Source organism: Bradyrhizobium barranii subsp. barranii, assembly GCF_017565645.3.
Taxonomy (GTDB): domain Bacteria; phylum Pseudomonadota; class Alphaproteobacteria; order Rhizobiales; family Xanthobacteraceae; genus Bradyrhizobium; species Bradyrhizobium barranii.
This window is the reverse complement of sequence record NZ_CP086136.1, coordinates 465211-483237: the sequence shown is the minus strand read 5'-3', so window position 1 is coordinate 483237 and position 18027 is coordinate 465211. Positions and strand designations below refer to the sequence as shown.

The window sequence follows — 18027 nt, the reverse complement described above, 5'->3', positions numbered from 1 at the left end:
CCGCCGTTCCCGAGCCCGAGCAATTCGTCACACGCGCCAACGCATACACACATGGCCAGCCCCGAACTCAGTCAATTCCGCCGCATCGTCGTCAAGGTCGGCTCCGCCCTGCTGGTCGATTCCGACAAGGGCGAGGTGCGCGCCTCCTGGCTCGCCGCGCTCGCCGACGACATGGCCAAGCTGCATCGCGAGGGCCGCGACGTGCTCGTGGTGTCCTCGGGCTCGATCGCACTCGGCCGCAGCCGGCTGAAATTGCCGCGTGGCCCGCTGAAGCTGGAGGAGAGCCAGGCGGCCGCCGCCGTCGGCCAGATCGCGCTGGCGCGGATCTGGTCAGAGGTGCTCGGCGCCCACGGCATCGGCGCGGGGCAGATCCTGGTCACGCTCCAGGACACCGAGGAGCGCCGCCGCTATCTCAACGCGCGCTCCACCATCGGCAAGCTGCTGGAATGGCGCGCGATCCCCGTCATCAACGAGAACGACACGGTCGCCACCAACGAGATCCGCTACGGCGACAATGACCGCCTCGCCGCGCGCGTCGCCACCATGGCGAGCGCCGATTTGCTGGTGCTGCTGTCCGATATCGACGGGCTCTACGACGCCCCGCCGAAGAACAATCCGAACGCAAAACTCATTCCCGTGGTCGACAGCATCTCCTCCGAGATCGAGGCCGTGGCAGGCGACGCCGAGTCTGAGCTGTCGCGCGGCGGCATGCGAACCAAGGTCGAGGCCGCGAAGATCGCCACGACCGGCGGCACGCATATGCTGATCGCCTCGGGCAAGATCGAGCATCCCCTGCAGGCGATCGCCGACGGCGGCCGCTGCACCTGGTTCCTGACGCCGGCCAACCCCATCACCTCGCGCAAACGGTGGATCGCGGGCACGCTGGAGCCGAAGGGCACGCTGACCATCGATGCCGGCGCCGTGACGGCGCTGCGTGCCGGCGCCAGCCTGCTGCCGGCCGGCGTGATCAAGGTGGAAGGCCAGTTCGCCCGCGGCGATGCGGTGATCGTGCGCGGTCCTGATACCAGCGAGGTCGGCCGCGGCCTGATCGCCTACGATGCCGAGGTCGCCGAGCGGATCAAGGGCCGCTCGTCCCCGGACGTGATGGCGATCCTCGGCATCAGCGGGAGGTCCGAGATGATCCACCGCGACGATCTGGTGGTGGGCGGGTAAGGGCCGCGACGGCCCTTTTCACCGAATTTGCTGGGCCAATGACCCAGCCGGCGCCTCGCCGGAGAGACCAGCCATACCCTCCCGACCCTTCGCAGACGCGGGATTTCCATGCTAGGACACCGCCTTAGCAGAAGGTTGAAGCTCCAATGGCCGCCCCCCTCAAAGCCGTCGACGGCAATGCCGATCTCCAGGCGCTGATGTCCGATCTCGCCGCCCGTGCCCGCGCTGCCGCGCGCGTGCTGGCGCTGGCGCCGCCGGAGCAGAAGAACCGGGCGCTCGAGGCCATGGAGCGGGCGATCCGCGCGAACTCTGCCGCGATCCTTGCCGCCAATGCCGAGGACGTCGCGGAGGCCCGCGCCTCGGGCACCATGATCGCCTCCTTCATCGACCGCCTGACACTGACACCTGCGCGCGTCGAGTCGATGGCCGAGGGCATCGGTATCGTGCGCGGCATCGCCGATCCGATCGGCATCGTCACCGAGAGCTGGCAGCGGCCGAACGGCATGACCATCGAGCGCGTGCGCGTTCCGCTCGGCGTCGTCGGCGTGATCTTCGAGAGCCGGCCGAACGTTGCGGCGGATGCCGGCGTGCTGTGCCTGAAATCCGGCAATGCCGTGATCCTGCGCGGCGGCTCCGACAGTTTTCGTTCGTGCCGCGCGATCCATGAATGTCTCGTCCAGGGCCTGCGTGACGCCGGGCTCCCCGAAGCGGCGATCACGCTGGTGCCGACGCGCGACCGCGCGGCGGTCGGCATGATGCTGTCAGGGCTGGACAGCGCCATCGACGTGATCGTTCCGCGCGGAGGCAAGAGCCTCGTCGCGCGCGTCGAGCAGGAGGCCCGCGTGCCCGTGTTCGCGCATCTCGAAGGCGTCAACCACGTCTATATCGATGCCAGCGCCGACCTCGCCATGGCGAAGTCGATCGTGCTCAACGCCAAGATGCGCCGCACCGGCGTCTGCGGCGCGGCCGAGACGCTGCTGGTCGATCGCGCCGCCGCCGCCAAAAACCTGAAGCCGCTGGTCGAGATGCTGATCGAGGCCGGCTGCGAAGTGCGCGGCGACGACGCCGTGCAGAAGACCGATGCGCGCGTCAAGGCTGCCAGCGAAGACGATTGGGACACTGAATATCTTGACGCGATCATCGCGGCGAAGGTGGTGGACGGTGTCGACGGCGCGATCGCGCATATCCAGAACCACGGCTCGCATCACACCGACGCGATCGTGAGCGCGGATGAGGCTGCTGCGAGGAAATTCCTGAGCGAGGTTGATTCCGCGATCGTGCTGCACAATGCCTCAACGCAGTTCGCCGATGGCGGCGAGTTCGGTTTCGGCGCCGAGATCGGCATCGCCACCGGTCGATTCCACGCCCGTGGTCCTGTCGGCGCCGAGCAGCTCACGAGCTTCAAATATCGCGTCCACGGCACAGGTCAGACGCGGCCGTAAGTCATGTCGCGAGGCGTGGGGCATTGAGTAACAATTTCGTCGCGCCACGTTTCTTCGCGCAGGCCATTCCGCCCTACACCGAAGGCATGCGCATCGGCCTGCTCGGCGGCTCGTTCAATCCGCCGCACGAGGCCCATCGCGCCATCAGCCAGTTCGCGCTGAAACGCCTCCGACTCGACCGCGTGTGGTGGCTCGTGACGCCGGGCAATCCGCTCAAGGAGAACGGCACGCTGCATGAGCTCGGCGCGCGCATGCAGGCCGCGCGCGACGTCGCCGACGATCCCAGGATCGAGGTGAGCTGTCTCGAATCCGTCATTCGTACCCGTTATACTATCGACACGATCAACACCTTGCGCCGCCGCCTCAGCGGCCTGCGCTTTGTCTGGATCATGGGCGCCGACAATCTCGCTCAATTCCATCGTTGGCAGCACTGGCGGCGCATCGCCGACCAGGTGCCGATTGCGGTCATCGATCGCCCGCCGCAGAGTTTTCGCGCCCTCGCCTCGCCCGCTGCCCAGGCCCTTGCACGCTACCGCGTGCCCGAGACGGACGCGGCATTGCTTCCGGATCGGCCGGCGCCGGCCTGGGTCTTTCTGACGGGGTTGAAACTGAACCTGTCCTCGACCGGCTTGCGGAACCCGGACGGGAGCTGGAAAGGTCCGAAGTGAGACGGAGTGTGTGGACGTTGTGGGGATTTCAGACTCTCTGGCATATTGAAACCCTTAACCCCACATGATGTAGTGTAACCAGTGAGCGTCGGATTCGGCGTTCGCGATACAGTGAAAGGAATGGTCCCTGACCACATCTGTATTGTCCAAGTCTGTTTTACCCAAGGTAGCGAAACCGGCGCGTAAAACATCGACCAAAGCTGCGGCCTTGAAGGCGCAACCCGACGCCGACAAGACGCTGAGCCTGATCCTCTCCCGCCTCGACGACATGAAGGCGGAAGAGACGGTCACCATCGACCTTCGCGGCAAATCGGCGTACTCCGACTACATGATCGTTACCACCGGCCGGGTGAACCGGCATGTCGGCGCGATCGCGGACAACGTCGCCAAAGGCCTCAAGGAAAACGGCATCAGGAACATCCACGTCGAGGGCTTGCCCAATTGCGACTGGGTGCTGATCGATTCCGGCGATGTGATCGTGCACGTGTTCAGACCCGAGGTCCGCGAGTTCTACAATCTCGAGAGATTGTACACCCAGGGCCCAGGGGCGGCGAAGGCGATCTAGGCTCATCGAGCCGATTTCGAATCGGCTGACGCGCATGCTAGCGTCGTGCGCGCGCATACTGCGCGCGGTCTTGAAACACGACCTGAAGATATCATGCGCGTTGCTGTCATTGCGGTGGGCCGGCTGAAGCAGGGCCCCGAACGGGAGCTTGCCGACCGCTATTTCGAGCGGTTCGACGAAGCCGGCCGCAAGCTCGGATTCCGCGAGCTCACCATCCACGAAATCCCCGAAAGCCGCGCGCGCGACACCGCGACACGGATGGCCGAAGAGGCCGCGGCGATCGGTGCGCACATCCCGGAAAAATCGATCCTGGTGGCGCTGGACGAGCGCGGCCAGAATCTCGACTCCACCGTATTCGCACGGCACCTCGGGCGCTGGCGCGACGAGGGTGCCGGACATACTATCTTCGTGATCGGAGGGGCGGACGGACTTTCGCCCGAATTGCGCCGTAAGGCCAAGCTCGCGATCGCGTTCGGCTCTGCGACCTGGCCGCACCAAATGGTCCGCGTCATGCTTCTGGAACAGCTTTATCGGGCCGCCACCATTCTGGCCGGCCACCCCTATCACCGCGCGTGATGCGCGCACAACGAGCACCTTTGCGTAAAGCGATGCGAGCGCCGATCCTCAACCTGCTGCTGATCGCCGGCGTTACGGGCGCAAGCCTCGCGCAAGCCCAGACGCAAGGTCAGACAATTGCGCCCGCGCCACAGACGGCGGCCGTCTCGCCCGATGCGATCAAGCAGCGCGAGCAGGAGCTCGAGGCCGCCCGCGCGAGGCAGAAGAGCGCCGAGGAAGCGCAGGCCAAGCTCAAGGCCGAGATCAGCTCGCTCGGCCAGGACCGCACCCAGCTCAATCAGCAGCTGATCGATACCGCAGCCAATGTGCGGACCGTCGAGACCAAGATCGACGAAGCCGAAGCGCGGCTGCGCTCGCTCAACGGCCGCGAGCAGCAGATGCGCACCTCGCTGGAGTCGCGCCGCGCCGACATCGTCGAGGTGCTGGCGGCCCTGCAGCGCGCCGGCCGGCGCACGCCGCCGGCGCTGTTGGTGCGGCCCGAGGACGCGCTGCAATCACTGCGCACCGCCATGCTGCTCGGCGCCGTAGTGCCGGAATTGCGCGGCCGCGCCGAGAAGCTCGCGGGCGACCTCGGCGAGCTCGTGGCCTTGCGCAAGAACATCGCCGCCGAACGCGACCAGCTCGCCACCGACCGCGACAAGGTCCGCAACGACCAGACCCGGCTGACCGCCCTGGTCGACGAGCGGCAGCGCCAGCAGGCGTCGCGCGAAAAAGACCTCGACGCCGAGAACTCGCGCGCCATCGCACTCTCCAGGCAGGTCGGCGATCTCCAGGGGCTGATCACCAAGATGGAGCAGGATCTGCAGAGCGCCGCCAAGGCCGCCGAGAAGGCGGCCGAGGCCGCCAAGCAGGCCGAGGCCAAGGCGGCCGCCAGCGCCAAGCCCGGTCCGGGCACTTTCAAGGACCGGTCCCGGACCACCCCGGCGATCGCCTTCGCGGCGGCCAAGGGGCTCCTGCCTCTCCCGGTTAACGGTAACAAGATCAGGGATTTTGGCGGTTCCGATGGGGTCGGCGGTGTCCAGAAGGGCATTTCCCTGGCAACCAGGCCCGGCTCCCAGGTCACGACGCCGTGTGATGGCTGGGTTGTCTATTCCGGCCCGTTCCGCAGCTATGGACAACTCTTGATCCTCAACGCCGGGGGCGGGTATCATGTCCTGATCGCCGGGATGGAGCGCATTTCGGTTAACATCGGTCAGTTTGTGCTCACGGGGGAGCCGGTCGCGACCATGGGATCGACCTCACAAGTCGCCTCCATTCTCGCCACGAACGCGAGTCAACCTGTGCTGTATGTCGAGTTCCGTAAGGACGGCACTCCAATCGATCCAGGCCCATGGTGGGCCGCAAATGAAGGCGAGAAGGTTCGCGGATGATGCGCAAGACTTCAGTTATCCTCCTCAGCGCGGCCACCGGTGCTGCGCTGACGCTGTTCGTGACCCAGCCGCGCGCGGTCTTCATGGGCTCCAGCGCGCGAGCCGCAACTGCAGACACCTATCGCCAGCTCAATCTGTTCGGCGACGTGTTCGAGCGCGTGCGCTCTGACTATGTCGAGAAGCCCGATGACACGAAGCTGATCGAATCCGCCATCAGCGGCATGCTCACCGGCCTCGATCCGCATTCGAGCTACATGGACGCCAAGAGCTTCCGCGACATGCAGGTGCAGACCCGCGGTGAGTTCGGCGGCCTCGGCATCGAAGTCACGATGGAGGACGGCCTGATCAAGGTGGTCTCGCCGATCGACGACACCCCCGCTTCGCGCGCCGGCGTCATGGCCAACGACATCATCACCAATCTCGACGACGAAGCCGTGCAGGGCCTGACCCTGAACCAGGCGGTCGAGAAGATGCGCGGTCCGGTCAACACCAAGATCAAGCTCAAGATCATCCGCAAGGGCCAGGACAATCCGATCGACGTCACCCTGGTGCGCGACAACATTCGCGTCCGCTCGGTGCGCGCGCGCATCGAGGCCGACGACATCGCCTATATCCGCATCACCACCTTCAACGAGCAGACCACCGAAGGCCTGAAGCGCGAGGTCGCCAACCTCTCGAATCAGATCGGCGACAAGCTCAAGGGCTACATCATCGACCTCCGCAACAACCCGGGCGGCCTGCTCGAGGAAGCGGTCACGGTCTCCGACTCGTTCCTGGAGAAGGGCGAGATCGTCTCGACCCGCGGCCGCAATGCCGAGGAGACCCAGCGCCGCACCGCGCATGCGGGCGACCTCACCAAGGGCAAGCCTGTTATCGTGCTGGTCAATGGCGGTTCGGCCTCGGCGTCGGAAATCGTCGCCGGCGCGCTGCAGGACCACAAGCGCGCGACCATCGTCGGCACGCGCTCGTTCGGCAAGGGCTCGGTGCAGACCATCATTCCGCTCGGCTCGGGCAACGGCGCACTGCGTCTGACCACGGCGCGCTACTACACGCCGTCGGGCAAGTCGATCCAGGCGAAGGGCATCGTGCCCGACATCGAAGTGCTCCAGGACGTGCCGGACGAGCTGAAGTCGCGCACCGACACCAAGGGCGAGGCTTCGCTGCGCGGCCATCTCAAGAACGACGGCGACGAGAAGACCGGCTCGCAATCCTACGTCCCGCCGGACGCCAAGGACGACAAGGCGCTCAAGCTCGCGGACGACCTGCTCCACGGCATCAAGAACAGCGCCTCCGCGGCACCGACGCCGGGCGACAACAAGGCCACGACCGACAAGCCCAAAGCGGCGAACTAAGTCGGCGCGCCATCTCATCTCTCGAAAAGGGCGGCTCCGGGAGCCGCCCTTTTTGCTTGGGGCTCCTGCGACCCCCGGCCCATCCCGGCCTGACGCCGCTTGACCTCGGCGTGGTATCGTCGGCGGGAGTGATTCGGGATCTCGCATGACTGAAACGGCCGATGATCTGAGCGCCCCGCTCGGACAGGACAAGCCGCGCCGGAAACGGCGGCTGCGGCTGCCGTTCACAGCCATGCAGGCCCTCGCGGCCATGCTCGGCCTGTTCCTGGTCGTCTTCGCCGGCTTCGCCATCTTCAACAAGGATCCGCTCGGCGGCGAGCCGATGACGCGGATTGCGATCCGTGAACCCAGGCCCACCGACGAGAAGCCGGCCGCCGCGAGCCCTGGCCAGGAGAGCAAGCCAGAGAGCAAGCACGAGGCCAAAGAATCGCCAAAGCAGGCGGGCGAGCAGAAGACCGTCACCATGATCGACGGTTCCACCGGCACCCGCCACGACGTGGTAATCGGTGGCGGCGATGCCGGCGACAAGGGCGACGCTGCGGCCGCCTCCGCCCCTCCGCCCGTCATGGCCGGGATCGACCCAAAACTGCTGGAAAAATCGCGCTACGGCATGATCCCCGTGGCGGCCGAGGGCGCGAAGCCGTTCAACGTCTACGCGGCGGATGCCGACCGCGCCAAGGCGGCAAAGATGCCTGTGGTCGCGATCCTGATCGGCGGCCTCGGCGTCGGTGCGGCCAAGACCACCGACGCGATCATGCGGCTGCCGCCGGCGGTGACGCTGGCCTTCACGCCCTATGGCGCCGACCCCGGCAAGCTCGCCGAGCGGGCCCGCGCCCAGCGCCACGAGATCTTCCTCCAGATCCCGATGGAGCCCTACGACTTCCCGGACAACGACCCGGGCCCGCAGACGCTGCTGACCTCGCTCACCGCCGACCAGAACATGGACCGCCTGTACTGGCACCTGAGCCGGATGCAGGGCTATGCCGGCCTCACCAATTTCATGGGCGCCCGCTTCGTGGCGACCGACGCCGCGATGCAGCCGATCATTCGCGAGGCGGCCAAGCGCGGCCTCGGCTTCTTCGACGACGGCTCCTCGCCGCGCAGCATCGCGCCCCAGGCCGCGGGCAGCCAGGCGATGCCGTTCGGCAAGGGCGATATCGCGATCGACGTGGTGCCGACCCCGGCGGAGATCGACCGCGCCCTGAACAAGCTCGAATCGACGGCGCGCGAGCGCGGCGTCGCAATCGGCACCGCCTCCGCCCTGCCGGTCTCGATCGAGCGCATCGGCAGCTGGACCAAGACATTGAGCGACCGTGGTATCCTTTTGGTGCCGTTGACAACCGCGATGCTGAAATCAAAATCTAGCTAAATCAACGGATTGGTACGTTACGGGCCCTCGGGACCGGCATACCCACCAAAAGCACGCGAGAGGTCTGGCGGAATGGCACGTTACGAGGATCTGCCCTACCGTACCTGCGTCGGTGTGATGCTGATCAACATGAAGGGTCTGGTGTTCATCGGCCGCCGCGCCGGTGGCATCGAGCATGTCGACGACGCCCATGTCTGGCAGATGCCGCAGGGCGGCGTCGATCCCGGTGAGGACACCTGGGATGCCGCCAAGCGCGAGCTCTATGAGGAGACCAGCGTGCGCTCGGTCGAGCGGCTCGGCGAGGTCCCGGACTGGCTCGTCTACGACATCCCGCGCACGGTTGCGGGGCGCGCCTGGAAGGGCCGCTATCGCGGCCAGCGCCAGAAATGGTTCGCGGTCCGGTTCACCGGCAAGGACAGCGAGATCAACGTCGAGAAACCCGGCGGCGGCCACAAGGCCGAGTTCGTGAGCTGGCGCTGGGAGCCGATGAAGAACCTGACCGGTTTGATCATCCCGTTCAAGCGCCCGGTCTATGAGCGCGTGGTGAAGGAATTTTCCGCGCTGGCGGATGAATAAATCAAATCGTCATCCCGGGTTCGGTGCTAATGCATCGCCGGAATGACGATGAAAGACGCGCGCGTGACCAATCAAAAACCCTACCGTCCCAACGTGGGGATCGCCCTCTTCAATGCCGATGGCCGCGTGCTGATCGGCCACCGCTTCAAGGGCGACGGCCCCGAAATCATCCTGCCGGGCCTCGACTGGCAGATGCCGCAAGGCGGTGTCGATGAGGGCGAGAACCTGCGCGATGCGGCGCTGCGCGAGCTTTGGGAAGAGACCAGCGTCAAGAGTGCGGACTATCTCGGCGAGACAGACTGGCTGACTTACGAGTTCCCGCCCTACGACGGGCCGCAGACGCATCGGCTGGCGAAGTTCCGCGGGCAGCGCCAGAAATGGTTCGCGCTGCGTTTCACCGGCCGCGACGACGAAATCGATCCGCTGACGCCGCGCAACGAACAGCCCGCGGAGTTCGACGCCTGGCGCTGGGAGCGGCTCGACCGCGTCACCGAGTTCGTGGTGCCGTTCCGTCGCGACGTCTACCGCGCGGTCGCGCAGCAGTTTGCGCCCTTCGCAAACTAAAACCGCGAAAACAACCCCATGCACAGTAGCCGGCGATTGCCGGCGCGATGCGCGGTGGTTGTGGCGAAGTTTTTGAAGCGCCAAAGAGAATCGGCCGCGGGGCACAAGCGGCGTGGCGGCCTACGTCCAGCAAGCTCTAATTCGTCGGTCCGACCGTGAACGGGCCGATCGCGATGACGTGGCAATCGCTGTCGCGCTTGGCGCAGTCGGCGAGCGCGGAATTGACGGCGGTCTGCTCGTCCGCGGCCTTCAGGCCGAGGCCCGGCCGACCCGCGGTCCCGACCGCGACTGCGTTCCAGCCCATGCCATCGGCGAGCTTGCGCACGACCTCGGCGCGCGCGTCGGCGGCGATCGAGGCGTTGGAAGCGGCATGGAAGAAGCCCGTGATCCTGAGCAGGGTCGGGATCGGCACGACGAAATTGTCGTCGACCGCGACGATCAGACAGGCCATGCCGGCGATGGCGCCGCACGATTCCAGCGAACGCCGCGCCGAATCGTCGACGGATGACGCGCCCAGCACCATGAAATATTGACCGCCCGGGCCGAGCGCGATCGCGCGGGATTTCGCCGCCGGCACGAACATGTTCTCGAGCCGGACTTTTGCCGGATCGCGCACCATAGGAAAATCTTTCGGCACGAAGGCCCGCTCGGTCATGGCGTCGTGGCGCACCCAGGGCTGCGGCGGCATCGGCGGCTTGCCGTGCGTGTAGACGACGTCGTTGCCGACCGCATAGAGCTCGCAGCGCCGCGGCGATTGCGCGGCATCGGCGCGCTTCTGGCACTGCTCCAGCGCCATGTTGCGCGCGGTTTCCTCGGTCGGCTGGTTCAACGCCGCGCCCGTGAAGCCGCCGATATTGAGCGCGAAGGCCTTGTAGTCGCCGGAGGCGGAATAGTCGCCTGCCAGGTAGTTGCGGATGCGCTCGTTGATGAAGGGAACGCTATCGGCGGCCAGCTTGCCCGATAGCGGCGCGGCGGATGGCGAGGGCGCGGGCATCGGTGCCATCGCAGCGCCGGCATTCGCCGGGCTCGTCGGAGCCATCGGCGCCTTTACCATCTGGGTCGGCATCGGGCTCGGCGCCACGGCATTTGCCGTTGGCGTTGCGCTTGGCATTGCAGCACTTGGCGTCGCGGCCGGCGCGACTGCGGCGGTGACCGTCTGCTTGAGCTTGGTGTTGTAGAGGAAGCCGGTGACAAGGATGGCGACGACCGAGACGACGGCGACCACCAGCGGCCACATCCACACGGGTGCCGCGGCCAGCTTGGAGGCGGGCTTCTTCAGTTTCGGCGTGGCGTAGGTGCCGTCCTCGCGCCGCATCGCCACCATGTAGGCATGCACCGGCGTCGGGATGTTCTTGACCTCCTGCGCGCCGATGTCGGCAAAGTGCACCGACAGCTTGTTGGCGACCTGCTCGTGCACGGCGCGGGAAACGCAGATGCCGCCGACCTCGGCGAGGCCTTCGAGCCGGGCGGCGATATTGACGCCGTCACCGAGCAGATCGCCGTCGCGCTCGACCACGTCACCGATGGTGATGCCGATGCGGAACGACATCTGCCGGCTCGGCGGATAGGCCATGTTGCGGGTTCGCAGGGATTCCTGGATGTCGATCGCGCAGCGCACCGCATCGACCGCGCTCGGAAATTCCGCGAGCACGGCGTCGCCGGCCGTGTTGAAGATGCGTCCGTTGGCTTTCGCGATGAAGTCGTCGATGACCTCGCGATAGGAGGCGAGACGCCGCAGCGTCTCCTCTTCGTCTTCTGCGACCAGTCTTGAGTAACCGGCAATATCGGCTGCGAAAATCGCTGCGATCTTGCGTTTCATCTGCTGCCAGCCCCGAAACAAATTCGCGGGCGCAGAATGCCGCTATCGGCGGCGCGGTGCAACAAAGTTTCAGCGCCCGCCACTTCCGTGACGAGCGCTGAACCTGTTCAGGAATTTTTAGCTTGAGCCCCGGAGCAGTGCACCGGGGCTTAGTGCATAGCCGTGCTACTGAGCTGCTGCTGGATGCTCTTGAAGTGGTCGAGCCGCTCGATGGCCTGATCGAGCTCGCCGCCTTCGTGCTCCTTCAGGCCGTCTTCCATCTCGGAGATGGTCGCGGCGAACTGGGCACGGTCGAGTTCGTCGAGCGACGTCGCGACGTCGGCGAGCACGGTGAGGCCCTTTTCGGAGACTTCGGCGAGACCGCCGAGCACGATGATCTTCACGTGCCTGCCGCCCGTGGTCACGGTGAGGATGCCGGGCCGGATCGCAGCCACGACCGGCGCATGTCCCGCCAGCACGCCGAAGTCACCCTCGACGCCGGGGATATCGACCTGATCGACCTGGCCCGAGAATGCGAGCTTTTCCGGCGAGACGAGATCGAAGTGGATGGTGGCCATTGGAAACCTGCGAATGGTGAGTGGCGAACGCGCGAGTGGCGAACAGCGAATGGCGAATAGATTCTACTCGCCACTCCCTATTCGCTATTCGCCAGCTTAGGCGGCTTCCGCCGCCAGCTTCTTGCCCTTCTCGACTGCCTCTTCGATGGTGCCGACCATGTAGAAGGCGGCTTCCGGCAGGTGGTCATACTTGCCTTCGCAGAGGCCGCGGAAGCCCTTGATGGTGTCCGCGAGGTCGACGAACTTGCCGGGCGAGCCGGTGAAGATTTCGGCGACGTGGAACGGCTGCGACAGGAAGCGCTCGATCTTGCGGGCGCGGGCCACCGTCAGCTTGTCCTCTTCCGAAAGCTCGTCCATGCCGAGAATGGCGATGATGTCCTGGAGCGACTTGTAGCGCTGCAGCACCTGCTGGACCTGACGCGCGGTGTCGTAGTGCTCCTGGCCGACGACGAGCGGCGAGAGCATGCGCGAGGTCGAGTCGAGCGGGTCCACCGCGGGGTAGATGCCCTTTTCCGAGATCGCGCGGTTCAACACCGTGGTCGCGTCCAGATGCGCGAACGAGGTCGCGGGCGCCGGGTCGGTCAAGTCGTCGGCCGGAACGTAGATGGCCTGCACCGAGGTGATCGAGCCCTTCTGCGTGGTGGTGATGCGCTCCTGGAGCGCGCCCATGTCGGTGGCGAGCGTCGGCTGATAACCCACCGCCGAAGGAATACGGCCGAGCAGCGCCGACACTTCCGAGCCGGCCTGGGTGAAGCGGAAGATGTTGTCGACAAAGAACAGCACGTCCTGGCCCTGGTCGCGGAAGTGCTCGGCGACGGTGAGACCGGTGAGGCCGACGCGGGCGCGGGCGCCCGGCGGCTCGTTCATCTGGCCGAACACCAGTGCGCACTTCGATTTCACGCTCGGATCCGGATTGTGCGGATCGGCGTTGACCTTGGACTCGATGAACTCGTGATAGAGGTCGTTGCCTTCGCGGGTACGCTCGCCGACGCCGGCGAACACGGAGTAACCACCGTGCGCCTTCGCGACGTTGTTGATCAGCTCCTGAATCAGCACGGTCTTGCCGACGCCGGCGCCGCCGAACAGGCCGATCTTGCCGCCCTTCGCATACGGAGCAAGAAGATCGACGACCTTGATGCCGGTGACGAGAATTTCAGCTTCGGTCGACTGGTCGGTGTAGCTCGGCGCTTCCTGGTGGATGGCGCGGAGACCTTCGGACTTGATCGGGCCGGCTTCGTCGATCGGCTCGCCGATGACGTTCATGATGCGGCCGAGCGTGCCGTCGCCCACCGGAACCGCGATCGGCTGGCCGGTGTCGGTCACTTCCTGGCCGCGCACCAGACCTTCGGTCACGTCCATCGCGATCGTGCGGACGGTGGACTCACCGAGATGCTGCGCAACTTCCAGCACGAGGCGGATGTTGCCGTTCCGGGTTTCCAGCGAATTGAGAATGGCGGGCAGGTGGCCCTCGAACTGCACGTCGACGACGGCGCCCATGACCTGGGTGACGCGACCGACCTGGTTAGCTGCTGTAGCCATGAATAGCTCTCCTTCGAAATTCTGGACTTGAACGACCGTCGTTTGGTTCGTGCGTCAGACCGCCTCGGCGCCGGAGATGATCTCGATCAGCTCCTTGGTGATCTGGGCTTGACGGGTTCGGTTGTAGATCTGGGTTTGCTTGCGGATCATTTCGCCGGCATTGCGGGTGGCGTTGTCCATCGAACTCATCTGCGCGCCATAGAACGAAGCGTTGTTTTCCAGCAGCGCGCGGAAGATCTGCACCGCGATGTTGCGCGGCAACAGGCCGGACAGCAGTTCGTCCTCCTCCGGCTCGTAATCGTAGGACGTCGTCGGCGCGTTCGCCGCCTTTTCCTCGACGACCAGCGGGATGATCTGCTGCGCGGTCGGGATCTGGGCGATCACCGACTTGAACTGCGCGTAGAACAGCGTGCAGACGTCGAACTCACCGTTGTCGAAACGGGCCAGCACCTTCTTGGCGATGTCCTCGGCGTTGACGAAGCCGAGCTGACGAACGCTACGCAGGTCGAGGTGCTCGACGATCTGCTTGTCGAACAGGCGGCGGAGCTGCTCATAGCCCTTGCGGCCGACACAGAAGAATTTCACTTCCTTGCCCTGCGCGATCAGCGCCTGGGCGCGCTCGCGGGCGAGGCGCACGATCGAGGAGTTGAAGGCGCCGGACAGACCGCGCTCGCCGGTGCAGACCAGCAGCAGGTGGACCTGGTCCCTGCCGGTGCCGGCCAGCAGCGCCGGCGCGCCGGGCGAACCCGCAGCGGCGCTGGCGATGTTGGAGATCACCGCGCTCATCTTGTCGGCATAGGGCCGCGCCGCCTCGGCCGCTTGCTGGGCACGGCGCAACCTCGACGCCGCGACCATCTGCATCGCCTTGGTGATCTTCTGCGTCGCCTTGGTGGAGGCGATGCGGACGCGCATGTCTTTAAGTGACGCCATTCTTCGTCCCCGACGATCCGACCCTTTGGCCTGATCGCAAACCTATCCAGTCGTCATGCCCGGGCTCGCCCCGGGCATCCACGCGATGCCTCACACGCCGTTAGACGTGGATGGCCGGGACAAGCCCGGCCATGACGGCATTTACGCGAAGCTCTTCGCGAAGCCTTCGACCACCGACTTCAGCTTGGCGGCGGTGTCGTCGGAGAGATCGCGGCTGTCGCGGATCGCGTTGAGGATCTCGGCGTTCTTGCCGCGCAGCAGCGACAGCAGACCGTCCTCGAACGCGCGCACCTTGTTGAGCGGGAGCGGATCGAGATAGCCGTTGGTGCCGGCCCAGATCACGCAGACCTGCTCTTCCATCTTCAGCGGCGCGAACTGCGGCTGCTTGAGCAGCTCGGTCAGGCGCGAACCGCGGTTGAGCAGGCGCTGGGTCGAGGCGTCGAGATCGGAGCCGAACTGCGCGAACGCCGCCATTTCGCGGTACTGCGCGAGCTCGCCCTTGATCTTGCCGGCGACCTTCTTGGTGGCCTTGGTCTGCGCGGACGAACCGACGCGCGACACCGACAGACCGACGTTCACCGCGGGACGGATGCCCTGGAAGAACAGGTCGGTTTCCAGGAAGATCTGGCCGTCGGTGATCGAGATGACGTTGGTCGGAATGTAGGCCGACACGTCGTTGGCCTGGGTTTCGATGACCGGCAGCGCCGTCAGCGAGCCCGAGCCCTGGTCCTTGTTCAGCTTCGCCGCGCGCTCGAGCAGGCGGGAGTGCAGATAGAACACGTCGCCCGGATAGGCTTCGCGGCCCGGCGGGCGGCGCAGCAGCAGCGACATCTGACGGTAGGCGACGGCCTGCTTGGACAGATCGTCATAGATGATGACGGCGTGCATGCCGTTATCGCGGAAGTACTCGCCCATGGTGCAGCCGGTGAACGGCGCGATGTACTGCATCGGAGCCGGATCCGAAGCGGTGGCGGCGACGATGATCGAGTATTCGAGCGCGCCCTGCTCTTCCAGCACCTTCACGAACTGGGCGACGGTCGAACGCTTCTGGCCGATCGCGACGTAGACGCAATACAGCTTGATGTTCTCGTCCGGCTGCGCGTTGAGCGGCTTCTGGTTCAGGATGGTGTCGAGCGCGATCGCGGTCTTGCCGGTCTGACGGTCGCCGATGATCAGCTCGCGCTGGCCACGGCCGATCGGGATCAGGGCGTCGATCGCCTTGAGGCCGGTCGCCATCGGCTCGCTCACCGACTTGCGCGGAATGATGCCGGGCGCCTTGACGTCGACGCGCATGCGCTTGTCGGCCTGGATCGGACCCTTGCCGTCGATCGGGTTGCCGAGCGCGTCGACGACGCGGCCGAGCAGGCCCTTGCCGACCGGCGCGTCCACGATGGCGCGGGTGCGCTTGACGGTCTGGCCTTCCTTGATCTCGCGGTCGGCGCCGAAAATAACGATACCGACGTTGTCGGTTTCGAGGTTCAGCGCCATGCCGCGGGTGCCGTTCTCGAATTCGACCATTTCGCCGGCCTGGACGTTGTCCAGACCATAGACGCGGGCAATACCGTCGCCGACGGACAGCACCTGTCCGACTTCGGAGACTTCAGCTTCCTGGCCGAAATTCTTGATCTGGTCCTTCAGGATCGCGGAAATTTCCGCGGCGCGGATGTCCATCAGCCTGCCTCTTTCATCGCGTGCTTGATCGAATTGAGTTTGGTGCGAAGCGAACTATCGATCATGCGGCTGCCAAGCTTGACCACGAGGCCACCGATGATCGAGGGATCGACCTTCACGTTGAGCGCGACGTCCTTGCCGGTCACCGACTTCAGGGCAACCTTGAGGGCGTCGAGATTCTTGTCCGAAAGCGCCTCCGCCACGGTGACGTCGGCCGTCGTCTCGCCCTTGAACCTGGCGACGAGGGCGCGATAGGCGCGAATGACGTCAGCCACCGCGAACAGGCGGCGGTTGGCGGTCAGGACTTTCAGGAAATTGGCGGAGATGCCGGCGATACCCGCCTTGTCCAGCACGGCCGAGAGGGCCCTGGACTGGCTATCGGCCGCAAACACCGGGCTGCGGACGAGGCGCGTCAGATCGGCGCTTTCGCTCAGCAAACCCTCGAATTTATCGAGATCGGCTTTGACCTCGTCGACCACATTCTGGTCGCGGGCCAGTTCAAACAAGGCCGTTGCATAACGGCCGGACACACCGGAAACGGACGTATCTTCTGCAGCCACAGACGCGCTCTTTTTGCTGTCAAACTCGCAAGGGAAAAACCGTCGCCACAAAGCGGCGCCAAGCGATCCAAGCCCTTGGAATTCAAGCGGGACTTCGATTTTCGGCCGACACGGGAGGTGCCGGGTCCGTTAAAATCGCGGCTTTGCTAACATAGCAGGCGCGCACGTGCAACATGACGCCAAATTAAAGGCACGACCTTCTGTCGCCAGTTCGTCGCAGCCGACGGCACCGCGGTAGCGGCCTGCCACGTCGCGGAATGACGCGCCCCCTCGGCGGCATCGCGGCCATTCGTTCCTGCCCTCAGCGCATAGCGGCCATGAACACGGATCGCTGAGGCGTGAGTCGGACGTGACGAGCGGCCTCCCCTGAATACTTTCCTAATTCTAAACATGAAGTATAATGACCTTGTTTTACAGTATTAGTGAGTAATAAAATAGTTAAAGAATTGTTAAAGCGAAAGATTCCCAGAACATTGGCTGCAACATTGATGCCAATCACAGAATATTTCATGACGACACAGAATGGATTTACTGCCCAATTCACGCCTCATTAGGAATCGAAACGCGATCCCGCTCACAGACTTACGGGGGCTCCACTTGCCACATATGTGGCAATACTAGATTAGGGACCACTAAATGCTGTCTTTGAAGACGCTGGGCTCCGTGCCCCGGCCGCGCACGGCGATCGCTTTCGTTGCCGCCACTCTCCTCGTCGGTGGAACCGCCACCGAAGCTTCTGCCAAATCCCGGCATCACCACCGGTACTCTCACCATCATCACCGCCACCACGCCCAGAGCGATGCCAACACGACCTCCGATTGGCGCAACGCCAACGCGTCGATGACGCCGTCGTCGGGCACGGGCCGCAGCTTCTCCGGCATGGCCTCCTATTATGGCAACGAGTCCGGCAGCCGGACTGCGTCGGGCCAGCGCTTCAACCAGAATGCCATGACCGCGGCTCACCGTTCGCTGCCGTTCGGCACCAAGCTGCGCGTCACCCATGGCGGCTCGAGCGTCATCGTCACCATCAATGACCGTGGCCCGTTCATTCGCGGCCGTGTCCTCGACCTCTCCACGGGCGCTGCCCGCGCCATCGGCCTCACCGGCGCCGGCGTCGGCCGCGTCACCGCGGAAGTCGTCTCCTAAGGCGCCACCAGCGCCTCACCGACAAAGCGCAAATCTCGCCATCGTCCGCGGACGTGTGAGCGGCGAGACCAGTTCGGGCGAAACAAGCCCGCCGTCTTGGGGGACGGCGGGCTTTTTGTTTTCCCCGTCATTCCGGGGCGATGCGTAGCA

17 protein-coding genes are annotated in these 18027 nt (G+C 65.1%); 11 read left to right on the top strand and 6 right to left on the bottom strand.

Annotated elements, in window-relative coordinates; genetic code table 11:
- The first annotated feature begins 51 nt into the window (after positions 1–51).
- The 10 genes from proB to J4G43_RS02210 all read left to right on the top strand — a co-directional run bounded on the left by proB (position 52) and on the right by J4G43_RS02210 (position 9655).
- The gene (gene proB / locus J4G43_RS02255) at positions 52–1173 is read left to right on the top strand and encodes a glutamate 5-kinase (protein WP_028149988.1); all 1122 of its coding nucleotides are present in this window, start codon (positions 52–54) and stop codon (positions 1171–1173) included.
- 146 nt (positions 1174–1319) lie between these two features.
- Positions 1320–2615 (top strand): glutamate-5-semialdehyde dehydrogenase, encoded by a 1296-nt coding sequence (locus J4G43_RS02250; RefSeq protein WP_208083936.1) that lies wholly within the window; start codon positions 1320–1322, stop codon positions 2613–2615.
- A 23-nt stretch (positions 2616–2638) separates the two neighbouring features.
- The gene (locus J4G43_RS02245) at positions 2639–3283 is read left to right on the top strand and encodes a nicotinate-nucleotide adenylyltransferase (protein WP_208083935.1); all 645 of its coding nucleotides are present in this window, start codon (positions 2639–2641) and stop codon (positions 3281–3283) included.
- 208 nt (positions 3284–3491) lie between these two features.
- The gene (gene rsfS / locus J4G43_RS02240) at positions 3492–3848 is read left to right on the top strand and encodes a ribosome silencing factor (protein WP_014490594.1); all 357 of its coding nucleotides are present in this window, start codon (positions 3492–3494) and stop codon (positions 3846–3848) included.
- Between the two features lie 93 nt (positions 3849–3941).
- Positions 3942–4424: a 23S rRNA (pseudouridine(1915)-N(3))-methyltransferase RlmH gene (rlmH, locus tag J4G43_RS02235; protein WP_014490595.1), complete on the top strand. Its 483-nt coding sequence runs from the start codon at positions 3942–3944 to the stop codon at positions 4422–4424.
- Between the two features lie 32 nt (positions 4425–4456).
- Complete coding sequence (locus J4G43_RS02230; protein ID WP_208089229.1) at positions 4457–5794, top strand: murein hydrolase activator EnvC family protein; 1338 nt, start codon at positions 4457–4459, stop codon at positions 5792–5794.
- Positions 5791–7146 carry a S41 family peptidase gene (locus J4G43_RS02225; RefSeq protein ID WP_014490597.1) on the top strand — a complete coding sequence of 452 codons (1356 nt, stop codon included), beginning with the start codon at positions 5791–5793 and terminating at the stop codon, positions 7144–7146. Before J4G43_RS02230 ends, J4G43_RS02225 begins: the two co-directional genes overlap by 4 nt.
- A 145-nt stretch (positions 7147–7291) precedes the next feature.
- Complete coding sequence (locus J4G43_RS02220; protein WP_208083934.1) at positions 7292–8515, top strand: divergent polysaccharide deacetylase family protein; 1224 nt, start codon at positions 7292–7294, stop codon at positions 8513–8515.
- A 72-nt stretch (positions 8516–8587) separates the two neighbouring features.
- Positions 8588–9091 carry an RNA pyrophosphohydrolase gene (locus tag J4G43_RS02215; RefSeq protein ID WP_063980427.1) on the top strand — a complete coding sequence of 168 codons (504 nt, stop codon included), beginning with the start codon at positions 8588–8590 and terminating at the stop codon, positions 9089–9091.
- 63 nt (positions 9092–9154) lie between these two features.
- Complete coding sequence (locus J4G43_RS02210; RefSeq protein ID WP_063985996.1) at positions 9155–9655, top strand: RNA pyrophosphohydrolase; 501 nt, start codon at positions 9155–9157, stop codon at positions 9653–9655.
- 136 nt (positions 9656–9791) lie between these two features.
- On the opposite strand, the gene J4G43_RS02205 is transcribed toward J4G43_RS02210, so the two are convergent.
- The 6 genes from J4G43_RS02205 to J4G43_RS02180 all read right to left on the bottom strand — a co-directional run bounded on the left by J4G43_RS02205 (position 9792) and on the right by J4G43_RS02180 (position 16731).
- The gene (locus J4G43_RS02205) at positions 9792–11474 is read right to left on the bottom strand and encodes an adenylate/guanylate cyclase domain-containing protein (RefSeq protein ID WP_208083933.1); all 1683 of its coding nucleotides are present in this window, start codon (positions 11472–11474) and stop codon (positions 9792–9794) included.
- A gap of 149 nt (positions 11475–11623) precedes the next feature.
- A complete protein-coding gene (locus tag J4G43_RS02200) occupies positions 11624–12031 on the bottom strand; it encodes a F0F1 ATP synthase subunit epsilon (protein WP_208083932.1) in 408 nt (135 codons plus the stop codon).
- Positions 12032–12127: 96 nt separating this feature from the next.
- Entirely contained in the window at positions 12128–13570 is a 1443-nt protein-coding gene (gene atpD / locus J4G43_RS02195) for a F0F1 ATP synthase subunit beta (protein ID WP_063980424.1), read from the bottom strand.
- Positions 13571–13624: 54 nt separating this feature from the next.
- A complete protein-coding gene (locus J4G43_RS02190; RefSeq protein WP_063980423.1) occupies positions 13625–14500 on the bottom strand; it encodes a F0F1 ATP synthase subunit gamma in 876 nt (291 codons plus the stop codon).
- A gap of 141 nt (positions 14501–14641) precedes the next feature.
- Positions 14642–16171 carry a F0F1 ATP synthase subunit alpha gene (gene atpA, locus J4G43_RS02185; protein WP_063980422.1) on the bottom strand — a complete coding sequence of 510 codons (1530 nt, stop codon included), beginning with the start codon at positions 16169–16171 and terminating at the stop codon, positions 14642–14644.
- Positions 16171–16731, bottom strand: coding sequence for a F0F1 ATP synthase subunit delta (locus tag J4G43_RS02180; protein WP_208083931.1), 561 nt, complete (start codon positions 16729–16731; stop codon positions 16171–16173). The genes atpA and J4G43_RS02180 overlap by 1 nt, the downstream gene beginning before the upstream one ends.
- Before the next feature lie 636 nt (positions 16732–17367).
- Between J4G43_RS02180 and J4G43_RS02175 the strand changes: the two genes are divergently transcribed.
- A complete protein-coding gene (locus J4G43_RS02175) occupies positions 17368–17877 on the top strand; it encodes a septal ring lytic transglycosylase RlpA family protein (RefSeq protein ID WP_028150468.1) in 510 nt (169 codons plus the stop codon).
- Positions 17878–18027: the final 150 nt, after the last annotated feature.